At 38.1% G+C, this 20,939-nt stretch carries 16 protein-coding genes and 5 tRNA genes; 2 read left to right on the forward strand and 19 right to left on the reverse strand.

The window, feature by feature from the left end; genetic code table 11:
• The first annotated feature begins 68 nt into the window (after positions 1-68).
• Together ACJVDH_RS13890 and miaA are read left to right on the forward strand one after the other, a co-directional pair.
• The gene (locus ACJVDH_RS13890) at positions 69-719 is read left to right on the forward strand and encodes an IS1096 element passenger TnpR family protein (RefSeq protein WP_443944009.1); all 651 of its coding nucleotides are present in this window, start codon (positions 69-71) and stop codon (positions 717-719) included.
• Positions 720-790: 71 nt separating this feature from the next.
• On the forward strand, positions 791-1,714 hold the full coding sequence (gene miaA, locus ACJVDH_RS13895) for a tRNA (adenosine(37)-N6)-dimethylallyltransferase MiaA (RefSeq protein ID WP_443944010.1): 924 nt from the start codon (positions 791-793) through the stop codon (positions 1,712-1,714).
• A gap of 51 nt (positions 1,715-1,765) precedes the next feature.
• On the opposite strand, the gene ACJVDH_RS13900 is transcribed toward miaA, so the two are convergent.
• The 19 genes from ACJVDH_RS13900 to hpf form a co-directional block, all read right to left on the reverse strand.
• On the reverse strand, positions 1,766-3,037 hold the full coding sequence (locus tag ACJVDH_RS13900) for an SGNH/GDSL hydrolase family protein (RefSeq protein WP_443944011.1): 1,272 nt from the start codon (positions 3,035-3,037) through the stop codon (positions 1,766-1,768).
• An 11-nt stretch (positions 3,038-3,048) separates the two neighbouring features.
• Positions 3,049-4,272 carry an OmpP1/FadL family transporter gene (locus ACJVDH_RS13905; RefSeq protein ID WP_443944012.1) on the reverse strand — a complete coding sequence of 408 codons (1,224 nt, stop codon included), beginning with the start codon at positions 4,270-4,272 and terminating at the stop codon, positions 3,049-3,051.
• 81 nt (positions 4,273-4,353) lie between these two features.
• Positions 4,354-4,665, reverse strand: a complete 312-nt coding sequence (locus ACJVDH_RS13910) for a DUF3467 domain-containing protein (protein WP_443944013.1) — start codon at positions 4,663-4,665, stop codon at positions 4,354-4,356.
• 100 nt (positions 4,666-4,765) lie between these two features.
• On the reverse strand, positions 4,766-6,370 hold the full coding sequence (locus ACJVDH_RS13915) for a sulfatase family protein (protein ID WP_443944014.1): 1,605 nt from the start codon (positions 6,368-6,370) through the stop codon (positions 4,766-4,768).
• A 133-nt stretch (positions 6,371-6,503) separates the two neighbouring features.
• Entirely contained in the window at positions 6,504-10,790 is a 4,287-nt protein-coding gene (rpoC, locus tag ACJVDH_RS13920) for a DNA-directed RNA polymerase subunit beta' (protein ID WP_443944015.1), read from the reverse strand.
• A gap of 75 nt (positions 10,791-10,865) precedes the next feature.
• Entirely contained in the window at positions 10,866-14,669 is a 3,804-nt protein-coding gene (gene rpoB / locus ACJVDH_RS13925) for a DNA-directed RNA polymerase subunit beta (protein WP_443944016.1), read from the reverse strand.
• A gap of 156 nt (positions 14,670-14,825) precedes the next feature.
• On the reverse strand, positions 14,826-15,203 hold the full coding sequence (gene rplL / locus ACJVDH_RS13930; RefSeq protein WP_443944017.1) for a 50S ribosomal protein L7/L12: 378 nt from the start codon (positions 15,201-15,203) through the stop codon (positions 14,826-14,828).
• Between the two features lie 65 nt (positions 15,204-15,268).
• Positions 15,269-15,790 carry a 50S ribosomal protein L10 gene (gene rplJ, locus ACJVDH_RS13935; protein WP_443944018.1) on the reverse strand — a complete coding sequence of 174 codons (522 nt, stop codon included), beginning with the start codon at positions 15,788-15,790 and terminating at the stop codon, positions 15,269-15,271.
• Positions 15,791-15,792: 2 nt separating this feature from the next.
• Positions 15,793-16,491 carry a 50S ribosomal protein L1 gene (gene rplA, locus ACJVDH_RS13940; RefSeq protein WP_443944019.1) on the reverse strand — a complete coding sequence of 233 codons (699 nt, stop codon included), beginning with the start codon at positions 16,489-16,491 and terminating at the stop codon, positions 15,793-15,795.
• Between the two features lie 20 nt (positions 16,492-16,511).
• Complete coding sequence (rplK, locus tag ACJVDH_RS13945) at positions 16,512-16,955, reverse strand: 50S ribosomal protein L11 (protein WP_090884121.1); 444 nt, start codon at positions 16,953-16,955, stop codon at positions 16,512-16,514.
• A gap of 142 nt (positions 16,956-17,097) precedes the next feature.
• Positions 17,098-17,637, reverse strand: a complete 540-nt coding sequence (nusG, locus tag ACJVDH_RS13950; RefSeq protein WP_443944020.1) for a transcription termination/antitermination protein NusG — start codon at positions 17,635-17,637, stop codon at positions 17,098-17,100.
• Between the two features lie 12 nt (positions 17,638-17,649).
• The gene (gene secE / locus ACJVDH_RS13955; protein ID WP_443944021.1) at positions 17,650-17,847 is read right to left on the reverse strand and encodes a preprotein translocase subunit SecE; all 198 of its coding nucleotides are present in this window, start codon (positions 17,845-17,847) and stop codon (positions 17,650-17,652) included.
• 108 nt (positions 17,848-17,955) lie between these two features.
• A tRNA-Trp gene (locus ACJVDH_RS13960) sits at positions 17,956-18,026 on the reverse strand.
• A gap of 55 nt (positions 18,027-18,081) precedes the next feature.
• Positions 18,082-19,269, reverse strand: coding sequence for an elongation factor Tu (tuf, locus tag ACJVDH_RS13965; RefSeq protein WP_010601091.1), 1,188 nt, complete (start codon positions 19,267-19,269; stop codon positions 18,082-18,084).
• A 120-nt stretch (positions 19,270-19,389) separates the two neighbouring features.
• Positions 19,390-19,461 (reverse strand) — tRNA-Thr (locus ACJVDH_RS13970).
• An 86-nt stretch (positions 19,462-19,547) separates the two neighbouring features.
• A tRNA-Gly gene (locus tag ACJVDH_RS13975) sits at positions 19,548-19,620 on the reverse strand.
• A gap of 89 nt (positions 19,621-19,709) precedes the next feature.
• Positions 19,710-19,792, reverse strand: a tRNA-Tyr gene (locus ACJVDH_RS13980).
• A gap of 37 nt (positions 19,793-19,829) precedes the next feature.
• Positions 19,830-19,902: transfer RNA gene (locus ACJVDH_RS13985), tRNA-Thr, on the reverse strand.
• Positions 19,903-20,580: 678 nt separating this feature from the next.
• Positions 20,581-20,928: a ribosome hibernation-promoting factor, HPF/YfiA family gene (gene hpf, locus ACJVDH_RS13990; protein WP_443944022.1), complete on the reverse strand. Its 348-nt coding sequence runs from the start codon at positions 20,926-20,928 to the stop codon at positions 20,581-20,583.
• Positions 20,929-20,939: the final 11 nt, after the last annotated feature.

The following is a 20,939-nucleotide window of genomic DNA, read 5'->3' on the forward strand; positions in this document are numbered from 1 at the left end:
GGATTGTTACAGCCGCAACTTTGTGGTGCAATAAAATAATTTTACTTTTACGGTTCCAAAATACAATAATGGCTATTTATAAATTTAGAATTACTTTTGAAGATTTTGATGATGTTGTAAGAGAGATCGACATTAAATCAAACCAAACATTTGAGGATTTGCATCGCGCAATCCATAAATCTACAGGTTATAATGCAGAAAAATCTTCTTCATTCTATGTAAGTACAGACAACTGGTTAAAAGGCGATGAAATAGCCTACTTACCAAGCGATCGTAAAAAAGACCGTGTGGTGTTGATGGAGAAATCCAAACTAAGTGGTTTTATCGAAGATCCGCATCAGAAATTCTATTATACCTACAACTTCGATCGTCCATATGATTTTCATGTAGAACTGATTAAAATTGTACTGGATGCTGATCCAAGTATTGAATACCCTTTTCTGGCTAAAAGTGCCGGAGAAGCACCAAAAATTATGGAACGCAACAGTCCGCAAGCAGTTGATCCGCGGGGAGCAGCTGCAACAGCCAGCGAATTTGATTTTTTAAATGAAATGAATTTTGTTCCGGAAGATACCGATGAACTGGAAGCAATGGGCGAAATGGGCATCAATAAAGAAGAGCGTGAAGATGATGATGACGAAAGTGAGGAAGACGATGAATTTGGGGATGAATTTTCGGATAACGACAATTATGACGAAGACCACAAAGAAGATTACTAATCGAAAATAAAACGTTGCAAAAGCTGTCAAATGAAAAATTTAGACAGCTTTTGTTTTAAATACACGAACCATTGAATACCTCACCAACACGTAAAAAAACACTTATCTCTGTAGTTGGCCCAACAGCAATTGGCAAAACAGCGTTAGCTATACAACTGGCTAAAGAATTTCAGACAGAAATCATCTCATCAGACTCCCGGCAGTTTTTCAAAGAAATGGCTATAGGCACGGCAAAGCCGGATGAAAGTGAACTTGCTGCAGCCAAGCATCATTTTATTAACTCTCATTCCGTTACACAATTATTTAGTACCGGCGATTTTGAAGTTGAAGCGCTAAAAACTTTAGACCAGATTTTCTTGGATCATGATGTGGCCGTTATGGTTGGTGGTTCTGGTTTGTATATAAATGCACTATTAAATGGTTTGGACGAAATGCCGGAAATTGATTTGAATATCCGCGCATCTTTGAACCAAAAATTTGAAAAAGAAGGTCTATCGGCCATTCAAAAAGAACTTGCAAAGCTTGATCCCGAATACTTTGCAAAAGTAGATCAGAATAACCCTCAAAGAATGATTCGAGGATTGGAAGTCATTCTTTCTACTGGACAAAAGCTCTCATCTATGTTATCTGCAACTAAAAAAGAACGTTCTTTTCATGTTATCAAAATCGGATTGAACACAGACAGAGCTGTTTTATATGATCGAATTAACAAACGTGTAGATCAAATGATTGAAAGTGGTTTAATAGCAGAAGTCGAGTCGCTTCTTCCCTATCGGCACTACAATGCTTTAAATACCGTTGGATACAGTGAAATATTTGATTATCTCGACGAAAAAATCTCTCTTGAAGATGCCATTTCAGCAATCAAGCAAAATACCCGTCGGTTTGCAAAACGCCAGCTTACTTGGTTTAGAAGAGATGAGGGAATTACCTGGTTTCAGCCTGAACAATGTGAGGTTATTGTATCCAAAATTAGGAAAGATTTGAATGCATAAAAAAAGAGACATTGGCTAATGTCTCTTTTAAATTTAGTCTCTATCACCCGATTAATTCGGAAATTTTACTGCTCTATACTTTGTAATATCGATAGTTGGGATTGCTGAACCATATTTCCCATTGATTGCATCGATAAAGAAATTTGCAATTACCGCGTTTCCTCTTGGGGTTAAATGTATTCCGTCAAGAGAAAATGCGCCGCCGGATATAAATGCAGAGGTCAGATTAATCCCCTGGATAGGCAATCCACCCGGAATACTTAATCTGTTCATGTACGTATATGTATCTGCAACTGCAAGATCCTTACTCGCTGCTAACGATTTGATTGATGCATTGTAACTGTTCACATAATCCTTAACGCGGGCAACTTCTTCGCTATCTAAAACCCAGCTGCTTGCAATTGGATTAGTTGGCGTTAAACCAATACCTTGCGCAAATTGTGTAGCTGCAGAGAAATCAAGACGAAATAAATCCTGATTAGTTGCTGCTCTTGAACCAGAAGCCGTTTGAATATAAATATTCGTCAATGCCGGATTAATTGCTGCTGCACCAGCTTTTAATGCTGCTGTAGTTACCGTGTGGAAATACGGAATTGTAGTTACATCAGGTATTGTGGCAACAATACCTTTTTGGCCGCTCGCTGTCAATACAGTTAATAAACTAGAATAAGCGGCAGCAAAGGCAGTTTTATCTGTTAGATTGTTGGTTGCTCCGGTTACTACACCACCATTTGTTGCATAACCTAAAACATCGTTATTTCCCAACCATAATGAGAAAAACGTGTGACTTCTACCGCCAATAAAAGCAGCGTATGAAGTTGTACCAACACTGGCATCAGCCAATACACGTTCAAAATACGGATTTAATGCACTATATGCAGGTACAGTTGCCAAAGCAACACTCATACCTGGTATTCCAAGATTTTGAATTTCAGTAGTGTATTTGGTTAGTAAAGTACTGCTTGAATTTCGCCAAGCATTACCCGAATTTCTGCCTAATGTTGGCGTGCCATTTACCAAAGCGGTTAAAGTTATGTAACCCGAACCATCAGATTGTGCATCTGTAAAAAACGGAGATGTGAAACTTCCTCCACCTACAGAAGCCATTTTCTCTGCAATGAGATTTGGATAGGCAACTTTTTGCCCTTCTAAATACAATCCTCCATCTGCAAAGCCTGCTGTAAGGGAGTTACCAACTGCAATGTATTTGCTAAAGTTAGCAGAACCGGCTGTAGTTCCCGCAGTTGTATCAATTTCTGGTTTACATGATGCTACGAATAATACGGCAGCAGCAACAAAACTATTTAATATAATTTTTTTCATTTGTAAATCTCCTACCATTTATAAGTTAATGAAAGTCCTGGTGCATACACCAAAGTTTTAAAGGTGCCGTCTAAACCAGTTTCCAGATTTTTTTGAGTACGTGCTTTAACATCTTCAAATAAGAATGATGCGTTTAACTCAAAATGGCTTGTGGGTGCATAACCCAAACCTACGCTAAGTAAATAACGATCAGCATCTGGTGCCTCTGGTGTAACATAGCCATCTTGAACAGGTGTAAAAGCATAACCAACACCTGCACGCAATGCCAATTTCTCACTCGCCTGATGATTAATACCCAATTTTACAGATGCACCATCGCGATAGTTGCGCTCAGAACGTGTGTCCAATAAGGCAGAAGTATTAGTAGCATAATCAAAAGCCAATTCCTGATATACACGCCATTGCACCCAACTCGCATCAAAAGCAAGTTGCGTTTTCGACGATAATGGAATACCAATACCTAAGGTAGTGGTTGAAGGAAGTGGTAATTCGGCATTAAATGTATTCCCGGCAGGAAACGAAGTCCTAAGTGACTCTGGAACATCAAATGTTGCAGAACCTCCATTCAATTTTGTATTTACTTTAGATTTGTGTACTACCGCGAATGAGATATTACTAAGTGTTTTGATATAAATACCTGCATTCCATCCCCATCCGTCACCGGTTCCATCTAGTGTTGCCAAACCAGATCGGCCATCAGGATAGTTAACGGGTAATGCACGTTGAAGATTAACTTCTCCATGGTTATAAACCAAACCAGCGCCAATACCTATTGCATCCGTTATTTTAACGCTTAATGTTGGCTGAAAGTAAATTGCCTTTAGATTAAGTGAAGTTAAGGCATAACGGCCAGACCAGTTTTGTCCCCAATCTACCATTCCGCCAAATGGAGTGTAAACACCTAAACCGAGTTTCCATTTATTCGATTTTGGCCCCCAAACTGCGTAAAATTCAAAAGGAGGTGCAATATTATTTTCTACGTTCTCGTTTACATTTGAACCCCTTAATTGAAATGTTGATTTGAATAATAACGGGCTTACACCTGCTGACACGGAATTCTTCTCTAAGAAGGATACTGCACCAGGATTATAAAAAACAGAAGCTTCATCTAAAGCCAATGCAGAACCTGCACCCGCCATAGCATTTTGCTTTTGTCCTTGTAAATTTACCTGGAACCCCTGCCCAAAAACCCACAATGGAGCAGAGAGTAAAACGCTCAATAAAATTTTTCTCATATTATAAATGGTTATATAACAAATATATATTATGTATGCATAGTATCCAACTATTTATGCAAAAGTTTTGCCTTTAAAAATCTAAGCCTGAGCGGTTGGGCCTCCAAACCCCATTGGATATGGAGATTCATTCTGCGCCTTAATCCTACCGTTTACAGCTTCAAATTTTTCTATATTATCCTCTAGTGCTGCCAGTAATCTTTTCGCATGCTCTGGTGTTAAAATGATTCTTGATTTCACTTTAGCTTTTGGAATACCCGGCATTACGCGAATAAAGTCCAATACAAATTCGGTATTGGAATGGGTAATAATGGCCAGGTTTGAAAAAATCCCTTCTGCTATCTCTTCGGATAGTTCAATGTTTAATTGGTTTTCGTTGTTTTGTTCTTCCATGATGATCAAAAGTAAAAAAATCTTCCGCTATGCACTGATTAAACAGGAGATTTTATGAAGTGTTTTAAAGATACCTTCGCATTAGGTAACTTTTATGAAACTATATTTTTCGGTTTAATATAGTCAGTGCCTCTTCGTCTTCATATTTAAGAATAAGAGATTTTAACTTGACTTTAAGCGACTCTTTAATTGTTTGATAGGCTGGATCTGCAATCAAATTCCGAACCTCGGTCGGATCCTTCTTTAAATCGTAAAGTTCCCAGGTTTCCACACCATTATAGAAACGAATTAGTGTATAGTTATCTGTTCGTATACCAAAATGAGGCGATACGTAATGCGGGCCAGGATATTCGTAATAATGATAATATGAACCTTCAGGGCTCCAGTTTTTAATTTTAGGATTTTTCAGTACGGGAAGAAAAGATTTTCCCTGCATACTTTTAGATGGCGCAATTCCAGCCATGTCCAGTATGGTCGGTGCCCAATCCACGTTTGAAACCAGCTGATTTATTTTCTTTTTCTCAATTTTAAAAGAGTTGGGCATTCGTATAATCAGGGGTGTACGAAGCGATTCTTCATACATAAATCTCTTGTCAAACCATCCATGTTCTCCTAAATAAAAACCCTGATCGGACGCATATATAATGATCGTATTCCCCATCAGGCCGTTTGTCTCTAAATAATCCATGATGGCACCGATGTTTCTATCAAGAGACTTCGCTGTAGAATAATAGTCTCTATTATATTGCTGAAATTTCCATTCTATCAATGCTTTTCCTTCTAATTTTGAAGCAGCGAAGGTCTTCGAGCGTTTTCCAAAATAATCATTGTACGCACGGCTTTGAACGCTATCCATTCCTGCATATTCACCTTGCTCATAATATCGTGCAGTGGACGCCTGAATATCATTCGGATCAAAGCTTGATGATAAGGTTTGCTTTTTTGAAATTAAGGGTACACCAAAGGGCTGCCCCACTTTCAAGTCAGACTTTAAAGTCATACTTTTATCAATACTCATTTGTTGTCTGGCAGCGGCCTGCCTTTCTGCATAATTGTCATAAAAATTTTGCGGAAGCGGAAACGTAACCGAATCGAACGCACCTAAGTCTTGAATAGCTGGTAACCACTCCCGATGAGTTGCCTTTTCTCCTACTACCAAAAAAAACGGTTTATTCGGATCTCGTTTATCCAGATAGTCTGTCGTTAAAGAAGTAATCAGATCACTTACATAGCCATGATAAGCGATAGTATCATTATTTTGGTTGATAAAATCCGGATTAAAATAATGCCCTTGAGCTGGCATCACATTCCAATAACTGAATCCTCTTGGTAAGCTACCTAAATGCCATTTTCCGATCCATGCTGTTTGATATCCGTTGTTTCCCAGAATTTCGGGCAAAAAAACCTGATTGGTGTCGAGAACACCATCGTTAACTTTATAGCCATTTTTATGGCTGTACTGACCAGTAAGTAAACTTGCACGGCTAGGTCCACAGATAGAATTAGTTACAATAGCATTATCAAACCGCATCCCTTCTTTTGCAAGCCTGTCAATGTTTGGCGTGCTGGCTAAGGCATTACCGTAGGCGCCAATGGCCTGAAAAGCGTGATCATCAGAAAGAATAAAGATAATATTTGGCTGTTTTTTTTGAGCAGATGCCAGGGAGTTAAGCAGAATAAACACCCAGAATATATAATTTTTCATTGTAGTAGAAATTGATTAAGTACTGGGATGCGTTACAAAATTAAACTTTCTTATGAGAAGGCTTACAAAAGATACCAAAAAAAATCCCCCAAGATCTGAATCTTGAGGGATTTTAAATATTGAATCAATCAAATTAAGCTTCTACTTCTTCTTGTTTCGAAGCTAGTAACTTATCGTATTCTTCTTGAGAACCAACGATGATTCTTTCGTATCCACGAACACCTGTTCCTGAAGGAATCAAGTGACCAACGATCACATTTTCTTTCAAACCAAGCATATTATCGCGTTTACCTGCAATCGCCGCCTCATTCAATACTTTCGTTGTTTCCTGGAACGAAGCCGCAGAAATGAATGATTTAGTACCTAATGATGCACGCGTAATCCCTTGAAGGATTGAACTTGCTGTAGCTGGTCTGGCGTCACGTACTTCAATTTGTTTTAAATCTTTACGTTTTAATTGAGAGTTTTCATCTCTTAATCTACGCAATGAAACAATTTGACCTGGTTTAAACTCAGTAGAATCACCTGCTTCAACAATTACTTTTTTATCAAAAATCGCATCGTTTTCTTCCGCGAAATCCCAACGGTCTACCGCATTGTTTTCTAAGAAAATGGTATCTCCCGGATCTTCAATGTGTACTTTCTGCATCATCTGGTGAACAATAACCTCGAAGTGTTTATCATTGATTTTCACACCTTGCAAACGGTAAACCTCTTGGATACCATTTACTAAGTACTCTTGTACTGCAGCCGGGCCTTTAATTGCCAGGATATCAGCAGGAGAGATTGAACCATCTGATAAAGGCATACCTGCTTTAACAAAGTCATTATCCTGTACTAGAATGTGTTTAGACAATGGAACAAGGTATTTTTTAACTTCACCATCTTTAGATTCAATTGTGATTTCGCGATTACCACGTTTAACACCACCTAAAGTTACAACACCATCAATTTCAGTTACTACTGCTGGATTAGATGGATTACGTGCCTCAAATAACTCTGTTACACGAGGCAAACCACCCGTAATATCACGTGTTTTACCAGTAGCACGAGGGATTTTAGCAATAATCTGTCCGGTTTGGATTTTTTCACCTTCGTCTACCGAAACGTGAGCACCTACCGGAATGTTGTATCCTTTAACAAACTCGCCTTTCTTATCAACAATCTGAACAGAAGGGTTTTTAGTTTTATCACGGGTATCGATAATTACTTTTTCACGGTGACCAGTCTGCTCGTCAGATTCTTCACGGAAGGTAACACCTTCAATGATCGCATCAAACTGCGCTTTACCCGCAAATTCAGAAATGATAACCGCGTTGTATGGATCCCAAGAACAAATCTTATCGCCTTTTTCAACTTTATCACCTTCTTTAACGAATAAGAATGCACCGTAAGGAATATTATTGGTTACGATCACCCGACCTGAACCTGGCTCAACAATTCTGAACTCACCTGAACGGCCCAATACAACTTGTACTTTACCATCTTCAGTTTCTGTATCTACTGTACGGATATTTTCAAATTCAATTACACCTTCAAATTTCGCAACGATGTTAGATTCTGCAGCAATGTTTGATGCAGTACCACCCACGTGGAAAGTACGAAGTGTTAACTGTGTACCCGGCTCACCGATGGATTGTGCAGCAATTACACCAACTGCCTCACCACGCTGAACGCGTTTACCAGATGCAAGGTTACGTCCATAACATAATGCACAAACACCACGTTTAGATTCGCAAGTTAATACCGAACGGATTTCGATGCCTTCTAATGGAGATTCTTCAATTAGTTTAGCAACATCTTCGTTGATATCTTCACCCGCACCTACCAACAATGAATTATCCAAAGGATTGTAAACATCGTGTAGTGAAGTACGACCTAAAATTCTGTCATATAATGGTTCAACAATATCCTCATTATCTTTCAATGCTGTAGTGTACATACCTCTTAAAGTACCACAATCTACATCATTAACGATCATATCCTGAGCAACATCATGTAAACGACGAGTTAAGTAACCCGCATCCGCCGTTTTTAACGCCGTATCCGCCAAACCTTTACGCGCACCGTGAGTAGAGATAAAATACTCTAATACCGATAAACCTTCTTTAAAGTTTGATAAGATCGGGTTTTCAATAATATCGCCACCTGAACCTGATTTTTGAGGTTTTGCCATCAATCCCCTCATTCCGCATAGCTGACGAATCTGCTCTTTAGAACCACGGGCTCCAGAATCAAGCATCATATATACAGAGTTGAAACCTTGGTTATCGCTAGAAAGTTGATTCATAACGAAAGTGGTTAATCTGTTGTTGATACGTGTCCAGATATCGATAATTTGGTTGTAACGTTCGTTGTTTGTAATGAAACCCATGTTATAGTTGTTTCTTACTTCTTCAACTTCGTTAGCTGCCTGCTCCAATAATGTATGTTTTTCTACCGGAATGTTTACGTCTTGTAAGTTGAACGATAAACCTCCCTGGAAAGCCATTCTGAAACCAAGTTCTTTGATATCATCTAAGAACTGAGAAGCACGGGCCATACCGGTCATCTTAACTACTTCACCGATAATATCTCTTAACGATTTTTTAGTTAATAATTCATTGATATATCCAACTTCTTCTGGCACCATTTGGTTAAACAATACCCTACCAACTGTAGTTTCTGTTAATTTATTCACGATAGAACCATCGTTTTGCTTAACATTAACTCTTACTTTGATAAATGCATGTAAATCAAGTTCTTTCTCGTTATAAGCAATAATAACTTCTTCCGGAGAATAGAAATTTGAATCCTGTCCTTTAACAACACGAGTTTCATCTGTTCTACGGCCTTTAGTAATATAATAAAGACCCAAAACCATATCCTGAGAAGGTACAGTAATTGGCGTACCGTTTGCAGGGTTTAAGATATTATGTGCAGCCAACATCAAAACTTGGGCTTCCAAAATTGCTGCATTACCTAATGGTAAGTGGACAGCCATCTGGTCACCATCAAAATCCGCGTTGAAGGCCGTACAAACAAGTGGATGTAATTGGATCGCTTTACCTTCTACCAACTTAGGTTGGAAAGCCTGAATACCCAAACGGTGAAGTGTAGGTGCCCTGTTCAGAAGAACCGGGTGGCCTTTCAACACGTTTTCTAGGATATCCCATACCAAAGGATCTTTTCTATCTACAATTTTTTTGGCTGATTTTACCGTTTTTACCACACCTCTTTCGATCATTTTACGAATGATGAATGGTTTGTACAGCTCAGCAGCCATATCTTTTGGCAAACCGCACTCGTGTAATTTAAGGCTTGGCCCTACAACAATTACCGAACGTGCTGAATAATCCACACGTTTACCCAATAAGTTTTGACGGAAACGACCTTGTTTACCTTTCAAAATATCTGAAAGTGATTTTAAAGCACGGTTACCTTCAGTTTTTACTGCATTAACTTTACGTGAGTTATCGAATAATGAATCTACAGCTTCCTGCAACATCCTTTTCTCGTTACGTAAAATTACTTCTGGTGCTTTAATCTCAATCAAACGTTTTAAACGGTTGTTACGGATAATTACACGACGGTATAGATCATTCAAATCTGAAGTCGCGAAACGACCACCTTCCAAAGGAACCAACGGACGCAATTCTGGTGGAATAACCGGAACAATTTTAACAATCATCCATTCCGGACGATTCTCAATACGTGTGTTAGCACCACGGAAAGCTTCAACAACCTGAAGGCGTTTTAAAGCCTCATTTTTACGTTGTTGAGAAGTTTCATTTGCCGCTTGGTGACGAAGATCGTAAGATAAGGTATCTAAATCAATACGTTTCAATAAATCTTCTAATGCCTCTGCACCCATTTTGGCTACAAATTTGTTAGGGTCTTTATCATCCAGATATTGATTTTCTTTAGGTAATTTATCTAAAATATCTAAGTACTCTTCTTCTGTTAGGAAATCCATGTAGTTGATTCCTTCTTCGGCCATTAAACCAGCCTGAATCACTACATAGCGCTCATAATAGATAATTAAATCTAATTTTTTAGTAGGCAAACCTAATAAATAACCGATTTTATTTGGCAAAGAACGGAAATACCAGATATGCGCAACAGGAACCACCAAACTGATGTGTCCCATACGCTCTCTACGTACTTTCTTTTCAGTTACCTCTACACCACAACGATCACAAACAATACCTTTATAACGGATGCGTTTGTATTTACCGCAATGGCATTCATAATCCTTAACCGGACCAAAAATACGCTCGCAGAACAAACCATCACGTTCCGGTTTGTACGTACGATAGTTAATGGTTTCTGGTTTCAACACCTCACCGCTTGAACGTTCCAAAATAATTTCCGGAGACGACAAACCAATAGTGATGGATGTGAAATTGCTTTTTAATTTATTATCCTTTTTGTAAGACATATCTCTTGTATAAGGTTAAAGCTTAAAGCTTAAAGACCAAAGTTTTAAGCTCTAGTCTTTAAGCTTTTCGCTTAATTAATCTAACGTAATATCTAAACCTAAGCCGCGCAACTCATGTACCAATACGTTGAACGATTCTGGTACACCTGGAGTAGGAAGGTTTTCACCTTTAACAATGGCTTCATAAGTTTTTGCTCTTCCGATTACATCATCAGATTTAACGGTTAAGATTTCCTGAAGGATATTGGCCGCACCGAAGGCTTCCAATGCCCAAACCTCCATCTCACCAAAACGCTGACCCCCGAATTGGGCTTTACCACCCAATGGTTGTTGTGTAATTAATGAGTAAGGTCCGATTGAACGGGCGTGCATCTTATCATCAACCATGTGACCTAGTTTCAACATATAGATGATACCAACAGTAGTTGTTTGATCGAAACGCTCACCAGTTAAACCATTGTACAGGTAAGTTTTACCTGATGCAGGAACATTAGCTTTGGCAATCCATTCTTCTACCTCATCATGCGTTGCTCCGTCAAAAATTGGTGTTGCAAATTTAACCCCCAATTCTTTACCGGCCCAAGCCAATACAGTTTCATAGATCTGACCGAGGTTCATACGTGAAGGTACACCCAGTGGGTTCAACACAATATCAACCGGACTACCATCTGATAAGAAAGGCATATCTTCATCACGTACAATACGTGCAACAATACCTTTGTTACCGTGGCGTCCTGCCATTTTATCACCTACTTTTAACTTACGTTTTTTAGCAACATAAACTTTTGCCATTTGTACAATTCCGGATGGAAGCTCATCACCTACACTAATCGCAAATTTATCGCGTTTGTAAGCACCAAGTTCTTCGTTTACACGAATACCGTAGTTGTGAAGCAACATTTTAATCAGCTCATTTTTGTCGTCATCAGTAGTCCATTTGTTCGGGCTAATGTGTTCATAATTAAGCTCTGCTAAAATTTTCTGTGTAAACTTAGCGCCTTTAGCAACCAATAATTCTTTGTAAATATTGAATACACCTTGTGATGTTTTTCCATTTACAATGATGAATAATTTGTCTACCAATTCTGCTTTTAGTTTCTCTACAACGTTATTGTAGTTTTTATCCAACTTCTCAATTGCAGATTTTTCTTCTGCTTTTGAAGTTTTCTTGGCACGGCTGAATAATTTAGTATCAATTACAACACCCTGGATCGAAGGCGGAGTTTTTAAAGACGCATCTTTAACATCACCGGCTTTATCACCAAAAATTGCACGTAGTAATTTCTCTTCCGGTGAAGGATCAGATTCACCTTTTGGTGTAATCTTACCAATTAAAATATCACCTTCTTTTACTTCAGCACCAACGCGGATAATACCGTTTTCATCAAGGTCTTTCGTAGCCTCTTCAGAAACGTTAGGAATATCTGGTGTCAATTCCTCTTCTCCACGTTTGGTATCACGTACTTCTAATTCAAACTCTTCAATATGCAATGAAGTGAAAACGTCATCACGAACAATACGCTCGTTAATTACAATCGCATCCTCAAAGTTGAAACCTTGCCAAGGCATGAATGCCACTTTCAAGTTTCTACCTAAAGCCAATTCTCCGTTTTCTGTTGCATAACCTTCGCAAAGTACTTGTCCTTTTGTAACTTTCTGACCTTTTCTAACAATCGGTTTTAAGTTGATACAAGTATTCTGGTTGGTTTTTTTGAACTTGATTAAACGATATGTTTTGCTATCACCTTCAAAAGAAACTAAACGATCGTCTTCGTTCCGTTCATATTTAATGGTAATTTCATTTGCATCAACATATTCTACAACTCCATCACCTTCTGCGTTGATCAAAGTTCTTGAGTCACGTGCAACGCGACCTTCCAAACCTGTACCTACAATTGGCGCTTCAGGACGTAACAAAGGTACGGCCTGGCGTTGCATGTTAGATCCCATCAAAGCCCTGTTCGCATCATCATGTTCCAAGAAAGGAATTAATGAAGCTGCGATAGACGTAATCTGGTTTGGTGCAACGTCCATCAAGTCTAATTTCTCAGGCTCGATAATCGGGAAGTCACCTTCGTAACGTGCTTTAACACGTGGAGTAACAAAATTACCCTGATCGTCATATTCCGCATTTGCCTGAGCAATGGTTTTACCATCTTCATCTTCAGCAGAAAGATAAATAACGTCAGAATCTACAACAACTTTACCATCTTCTACACGTTTGTAAGGTGTTTCAATGAAACCCAGGTTGTTGATTTTAGCATGTACGCATAAAGAAGAAATCAAACCAATGTTCGGTCCCTCTGGAGTTTCAATTGTACACAAACGACCGTAGTGGGTATAGTGAACGTCACGAACCTCAAAACCAGCACGCTCACGAGATAAACCACCTGGACCTAAAGCTGAAAGACGACGTTTGTGCGTAATCTCTGCCAAAGGATTGGTTTGATCCATGAATTGTGACAATTGGTTGGTACCAAAGAATGAATTGATTACAGAAGATAATGTACGCGCATTGATTAGATCAGTTGGCGTAAATACTTCGTTATCGCGAATGTTCATACGCTCACGGATTGTTCTGGCCATACGTGCCAAACCAACACCAAACTGTGCGTACAATTGCTCACCTACCGTACGTACACGACGGTTTGATAAGTGATCGATATCATCCACTTCTTCTTTAGAGTTGATCAATTTGATCAGGTATTTAACAATTGCAATAATATCTGCTTTTGTTAACACTTTTACATCATCCGGAGTATCCATTTTTAATTTACGGTTGATGCGGTAACGACCAACATCGCCTAAATCGTAACGTTTATCCGAGAAGAATAAACGATCAATGATACCACGTGCAGTCTCCTCATCAGGTGGTTCTGCGTTACGCAAAGCCCTATAGATGTTTTCAACAGCCTCTTTTTCAGAGTTTGATGTATCTTTTTGTAATGTATTATAAATAATGGTATAATCTGCCTGGCTTGCACCGTCATCTTTAGATAAGATAATGGTTTTAACACCTGCATCAATTACCATATCAATGTGTTCGTCTTCTAAAATGGTTTCTCTTTCAAGAATCACTTCATTACGATCGATAGAAACAACCTCACCAGTATCTTCATCTACAAAATCTTCTACCCATTTTCTCAATACCCTTGCCGCAAGTTTACGTCCGATGTATTTTTTAAGGCCAGATTTACTAACCTTCACTTCATCAGCAAGGTCAAATAATTCTAAAATGTCCTTATCAGAATCGTATCCAATAGCACGTAATAGTGTAGTAACCGGGAATTTCTTCTTACGATCGATGTACGCGTACATCACGTTATTAACGTCTGTAGCGAACTCAATCCATGAACCTTTAAAAGGAATAACACGTGCAGAATACAATTTGGTTCCATTAGTGTGACGGCTTTGGCCGAAGAACACACCTGGTGAACGGTGCAACTGAGAAACGATAACACGTTCTGCTCCGTTGATTACAAATGTACCTTTAGGTGTCATGTAAGGAATAGTACCTAAATACACATCCTGGATGATGGTTTCGAAATCCTCATGTTCCTCATCATTACAAGAAAGCTTAAGCTTTGCTTTTAATGGAACATTGTAGGTTAAACCACGTTCGATACACTCATGTATATCATAACGAGGTGGATCAACAAAATAATCAAGAAACTCTAATACGAAGATGTTTCTTGAATCTGTGATCGGGAAGTTTTCGGCAAACACTTTGAACAAACCTTCGCTAGAGCGATCGTCTGATGTAGTATCTATCTGGAAAAATTCTCTGAATGATTGCAATTGCACATCCAAGAAATCTGGATAGTCTATGATGTGCTTACTCGTTGCAAAATTTACTCTTTGTTCGACTTTCTTTGCCAATGGACTAAAAGTTTTTTAGTTTAAGAATAAACTATTTGTTTGGCTTTGGTTAAAGCACCTCATCAACCAAACAAAATGAGATGTTTATAAACAGGTAAAGACACCGACATTTTCAGTCGGTGTCTGATACTTTTTTAGCGAAGCTAAATTAAGTGATTACTTAATTTCAACTACTGCTCCAGCTTCTTCTAATTGTTTTTTCAAAGCTTCTGCTTCGTCTTTAGCAACACCAGCTTTTAATTCTTTTGGTGCACCATCAACTAAATCTTTAGCTTCTTTCAAACCTAAACCAGTTAAGTCTTTAACCAATTTAACAACTGCTAATTTCTGACCACCAGCTTCTTTCAAGATTACGTCGAAAGAAGTTTTCTCAGCAGCAGCAGCAGGTGCATCACCACCAGCAGCAGGTGCTACAGCTACAGCAGCAGCTGCAGGCTCGATACCATACTCGTCTTTTAAGATTTGAGCTAATTCATTAACTTCTTTAACTGTTAAGTTTACCAATTGCTCAGCAAACGCTTTTAAATCTGCCATTTTATTAAGATTTTAAAAATTTACGTAAAAATAATTTTGTTTAATTTGCGAACTTAAGGTGTTCGTTAACCTTCTCTTTCCTGAAGAGTTTTAACAATTCCTGCAATTGTGGTACCACCTGATTGAAGTGCAGATAGAACATTTTTAGCTGGCGATTGTAATAGACCAACAATTTCTCCAATAAGCTCTTCTCTTGATTTCAGGCTTACTAATGAATTTAATTGATCGTCACCAACGTAAATAGATGAATCTATATAAGCTGCTTTCAATAGAGGTTTTTCACTTGTTTTTCTCAAAGCTTTGATCAACTTAGCCGGAGCATTAGCTGTTTTTGAGAATAATAATGATGAAGAACCTTTTAAGGCTTCGAATATCTCAGAAGAATCGCCATCTAAACTTTCGATCGCTTTGCGGATCAAAGAGTTTTTAGCAACTTTCATTACGATATCGCTTTCAAAACATTTGCGACGGATTTCATTAATCTTCTCAACAGAAAGGCTAGAGGTATCAGCAATATAGAAATTGCCGTACTCTTGCATTTGTCCTTGTAGTTCTAAAACTACTTCGTTTTTTTCTTCTCTGTTCATGATTAAATCCCCGCTACTGATTTGGTTTCAACTGCAATTCCAGGACTCATTGTAGAAGACACGTGAATGCTCTTAAAATAAGTTCCTTTAGCAGCAGATGGTTTTAATTTAGAAATCACTTGAATTACTTCTAAAGCGTTTTCATAAATTTTCTCTGCTGGGAATGATACTTTTCCTATCGAGGCGTGTATGATACCCGTTTTGTCTACTTTAAAATCGATCTTACCACCTTTAACATCTGTTACAGCTTTACCAACTTCGTTAGTTACTGTTCCAGATTTCGGGTTTGGCATTAAGTTCCTTGGTCCTAAAACACGGCCCAATTTACCTACTTTTGCCATACAAGCTGGGGTAGTGATAATAATGTCTACATCGGTCCAACCACCTTCAATTTTAGCCACATATTCGTCTAAACCTACGAAGTCTGCGCCGGCTGCTTTTGCTTCTTCTTCCTTATCAGGAGTTACCAAAGCTAAAACACGTACAGTTTTACCTGTTCCGTGTGGTAAAGTAGCAATACCACGTACCATTTGATTGGCTTTACGTGGATCTACACCTAATGAAACATCAATATCAACTGATGCATCAAATTTAGTTGTAGTGATTTCTTTTACCAAAGCAGCAGCAGCCTGTAAAGAATAAGCTTTACCAGCTTCTAATTTAGCATGTGCCTTTTTTTGATTTTTAGTTAATTTCGCCACTGTTGTAAACTGTTTTTTAATTAATTGTTCCAGGGTGCGTCACCAGAAACGGTGATTCCCATACTGCGTGCTGTACCAGCAACCATACTCATTGCGGATTCGATAGTGAATGCATTTAAATCAGGCATTTTATCCTCAGCAATAACTTTAATTTGGTCCCAGGTCACCGATCCAACTTTTTTACGGTTAGGCTCAGCAGAACCACTCTGTAATTTAGTCGCGTCTTTCAACTGAACTGCTACAGGAGGGGTTTTGATGATGAAATCGAATGACTTATCAGCATAAACAGTAATTACAACCGGCAATACTTTACCTGCTTTATCTTGGGTACGAGCATTGTACTGTTTGCAAAACTCCATAATGTTTACCCCTTTAGCACCTAATGCAGGCCCTACTGGTGGCGATGGATTTGCAGCTCCGCCCTTGATCTGTAATTTGATCATTGCACTGACTTCTTTTGCCATTTTGTGTTTTTAATTTATTTAAAACTCAATGTTAAATTTGGAAGCATGTAACATTTTATTTTCCAGCGGTTTTATACAAAACCAAAAGGACTGCAAAGATATGAATAATCTTGCAGTCCCCAAATATTTTTGAAAATAAATTCTATTCTTTTTCTACTTGCATGTAGTTCAACTCAAGTGGCGTTTTTCTTCCGAAAATCTTCACCATAACTTTGAGTTTTTTCTTCTCTTCATTCACTTCTTCAATAATTCCAGAGAAACCGTTGAAAGGTCCATCCATTACTTTGATGTTTTCACCAACATAATAAGGAACATTCATCATCTCGCCTTGCTCACTCATTTCATCAACCTTACCTAAAATACGGTTAACTTCTGCCTGGCGCATTGGAATTGGATTACCTTCTTTATCACCCAGGAAACCAATAACACTATTGATACCTTTAATGATGTGTTCCAGCTCTCCATCAAGAGTTGCTTCGATAAGTACGTAGCCTGGATAATAGTTGCGTTCTTTAGCAATTTTTTTACCATCTCTCATCTGGTAATATTTTTCCATCGGGATCAATACCTGAGGTACCAAATGCGAAAAACCTAAACGGCTAATCTCTGCATCTATGTATTGTTTTACCTTTTTCTCTTTACCGCTAACAGCTCTTACTACATACCACTTTAGATCGCTCATTACAGGAAATTATTAATTAGAAAGTGATTTATAAAAAGTATCTAAAACAAAGGTAGATCCTTTGTCCATTGCAAAAATTACAATTGCAATAATTAATGAGGCAACCAACACAAGAACTGCAGAGCTTTGCAATTCTCCCCATGTAGGCCATGTAACCTTTTGAGTCATCTCCTCGTATGATTCCTTTATAAACTGAACTACCTTAGCCATATCAAAATTGTTGAATGTGTGAATGAGTAAATGAGTGAATGATAATATCTGAAAGCTATCTTTCAAATTCAATCATTCACTCATTTAAATACTCAATTCTTAATTAAGCACGGGAACAAGGATTCGAACCCTGATCAAAGGTTTTGGAGACCTCTATTCTACCGTTGAACTATTCCCGTGTATTTTAAAAAGAGCTAGCCGAAACCAGCTCTTTTTTATTATTGTAGCTTAAAATTAAGCTAAGATTTCAGTTACCTGACCAGCACCTACTGTTCTACCACCTTCACGGATAGCGAAACGTAGACCTTTTTCCATTGCGATTGCGTTAATCAACTTTACAGTGATTGTAACGTTATCACCTGGCATTACCATCTCAGTACCTTCAGCTAGAGAGATCTCTCCAGTTACGTCTGTGGTACGGAAATAGAACTGAGGACGGTATTTGTTAAAGAATGGAGTGTGACGACCACCTTCTGCTTTTGACAATACATAGATCTCAGCTTTGAAATCAGTGTGAGGAGTTACTGAACCTGGTTTACAGATTACCATACCACGACGGATATCAGTTTTCTCAATACCACGTAACAATAAACCTACGTTATCACCTGCTTCACCATAATCAAGGATTTTACGGAACATCTCAACACCTGTTACAGTAGATTTCAAGTTCTCAGCACCCATACCTAAGATCTCAACTGGATCTCCAGAGTTGATTACACCACGCTCGATACGGCCAGTTGCTACTGTACCACGACCAGTGATTGAGAATACGTCCTCAACTGGCATCAAGAATGGAAGATCAGTTAAACGTGGAGGAATTGGAATGTAGCTATCTACAGCATCCATTAATTCCATGATTTTACCAACCCATTTAGCATCACCATTTAATCCACCCAAAGCAGAACCTTGGATTACTGGAATATCATCACCTGGGAATTCGTAGAAAGATAACAATTCACGAACTTCCATTTCAACTAGTTCTAATAATTCAGGATCATCAACCATATCCACTTTATTCATGAATACAACTAATGAAGGAACACCAACCTGACGAGCCAATAAGATGTGCTCACGAGTTTGTGGCATTGGACCATCAGTAGCAGCAACAACGATAATTGCACCGTCCATCTGAGCAGCACCAGTAACCATGTTTTTCACGTAATCCGCGTGACCTGGACAGTCAACGTGTGCATAGTGACGGTTAGCAGTTGAATACTCAACGTGAGCTGTATTGATAGTGATACCTCTTTCTTTTTCCTCTGGTGCAGAGTCAATTGAATCGAATGAACGTGCCTCAGTTAAACCAGCATCAGCCAAAACTTTTGTAATAGCCGCTGTTAAAGTTGTTTTACCGTGATCGACGTGACCGATTGTACCGATGTTTAAGTGCGGTTTACTGCGGTCAAATTTTTCTTTTGCCATTTTATTTATAACTAATTAGTAGGTTAACTTTTTTATTATTTTATTTATCGTTTTGATACAATTTGTAACACAAAAAACCTTGTCTTTTCTGCTTGTACAGATTAACAAAGTTTTCTTTAGAGCCAAAGATGGGACTTGAACCCACGACCTCTTCCTTACCAAGGAAGTGCTCTACCGCTGAGCTACTTCGGCTTTTTACTTTTTCGCTCTTTAGTTCATTTGCTCCTTCGTTCATCAGTGAATGAACCGCTGAACCAATTTACTATTGAACATTAATGAGCGGAAGACGAGGTTCGAACTCGCGACCTATAGCTTGGAAGGCTATCGCTCTACCAACTGAGCTACTTCCGCTTTAAACAATGAAGACTGATTGTTTCTGGAATGATGGAATGTTTACACTCACTCATTTACATATTCACTCATTCACTCATTAGATTTAGTGGGGAGAGAAGGATTCGAACCTTCGAAGTCTTACGACAACAGAGTTACAGTCTGTCCCATTTGGCCGCTCTGGTATCTCCCCATCTTTATCTTAATCGTTTACACGTTTAAGATAAAAGAGCCTCCTATCGGAATCGAACCAATGACCTACTGATTACAAGTCAGTTGCTCTACCAGCTGAGCTAAGGAGGCTTTTAAATTTTGTGCAAGTATACGAAAAAAGTTCATTTTTCATACACTCAACGTGTTTTTTTTAAAATTTTATCTTTTTAAAGAACAACCCTTTTTTGTTTGGCTTAACGCCCTTTCCGAAAGGGAATGCAAATATACACACTTATATTTCACTTCAAAATTATTTTAAAAAAAAATAAACAAACCAACATTTCGGCTGGCTTGGTTTTTCCACACTTTAGTAAATATGATATTCATAATCAGATATTTCTATGACGCATTTTTTCTTAAAAAAAAATCATTTTTTTTTGACTCCTTTAGGTTTACAGATACCTCTACCCTACTTAATCCGATTAATCTTTCTTATTTTTTTATTCAGGCTGAGAGATAATCTTCAATTTTTCATCCGTCAAAAGCTAAATCCAGCATCTTTTTTTTCAAAATATCTTAAGAAAAAAAAATATCCCGTCATATATAAGGAATAAATATTGGAGTTTTACTGGCTATCCCTTTATTTTAAACGAAGAGAAAACCCAATTTTTTAAGAAGTACCAATTGCTTTTCTATTAAAACAGATAAAATATCAAGATAACGATCTATGCCAAGCACATATTTTTTTGCTTATCGGCTCTACGAAGTTTTAAAAACAAAGGAGCGGTAAACTTTACCGCTCCTTTGTTTTTATATGCTATTTCAGCCTTAAAATTCCGAAGCTTCACTTTCGGTTAACATGGCTTTGTGTTCGCTTAGTTTTGCGCGCGTCTTATCTTTATATTTAGTGATTTGTTTTCTAAGTGATTCGATAGCCAGATCTGTGGCTTCTTCAAATGATTTACATTGTTCTTTAGCAAATAGCGTTCCGCCAGGTACAATCAGTTTAATTTCACTAATTTTATTGGCCTCATGTTCTACATTCTCTAACTTTAAATACACTTCGCCGCTAATGATCTGATCAAAAAACTGATCCAGTTTATTCGCTTTCTTCTGGATAAAATCTAACAACTTACTGTCTGCATTGAAATGGATTGATTGAACTCCGATTTTCATTTTTCCTCCTT

The organism is Pedobacter terrestris, assembly GCF_052343045.1.
Classification (GTDB): domain Bacteria; phylum Bacteroidota; class Bacteroidia; order Sphingobacteriales; family Sphingobacteriaceae; genus Pedobacter.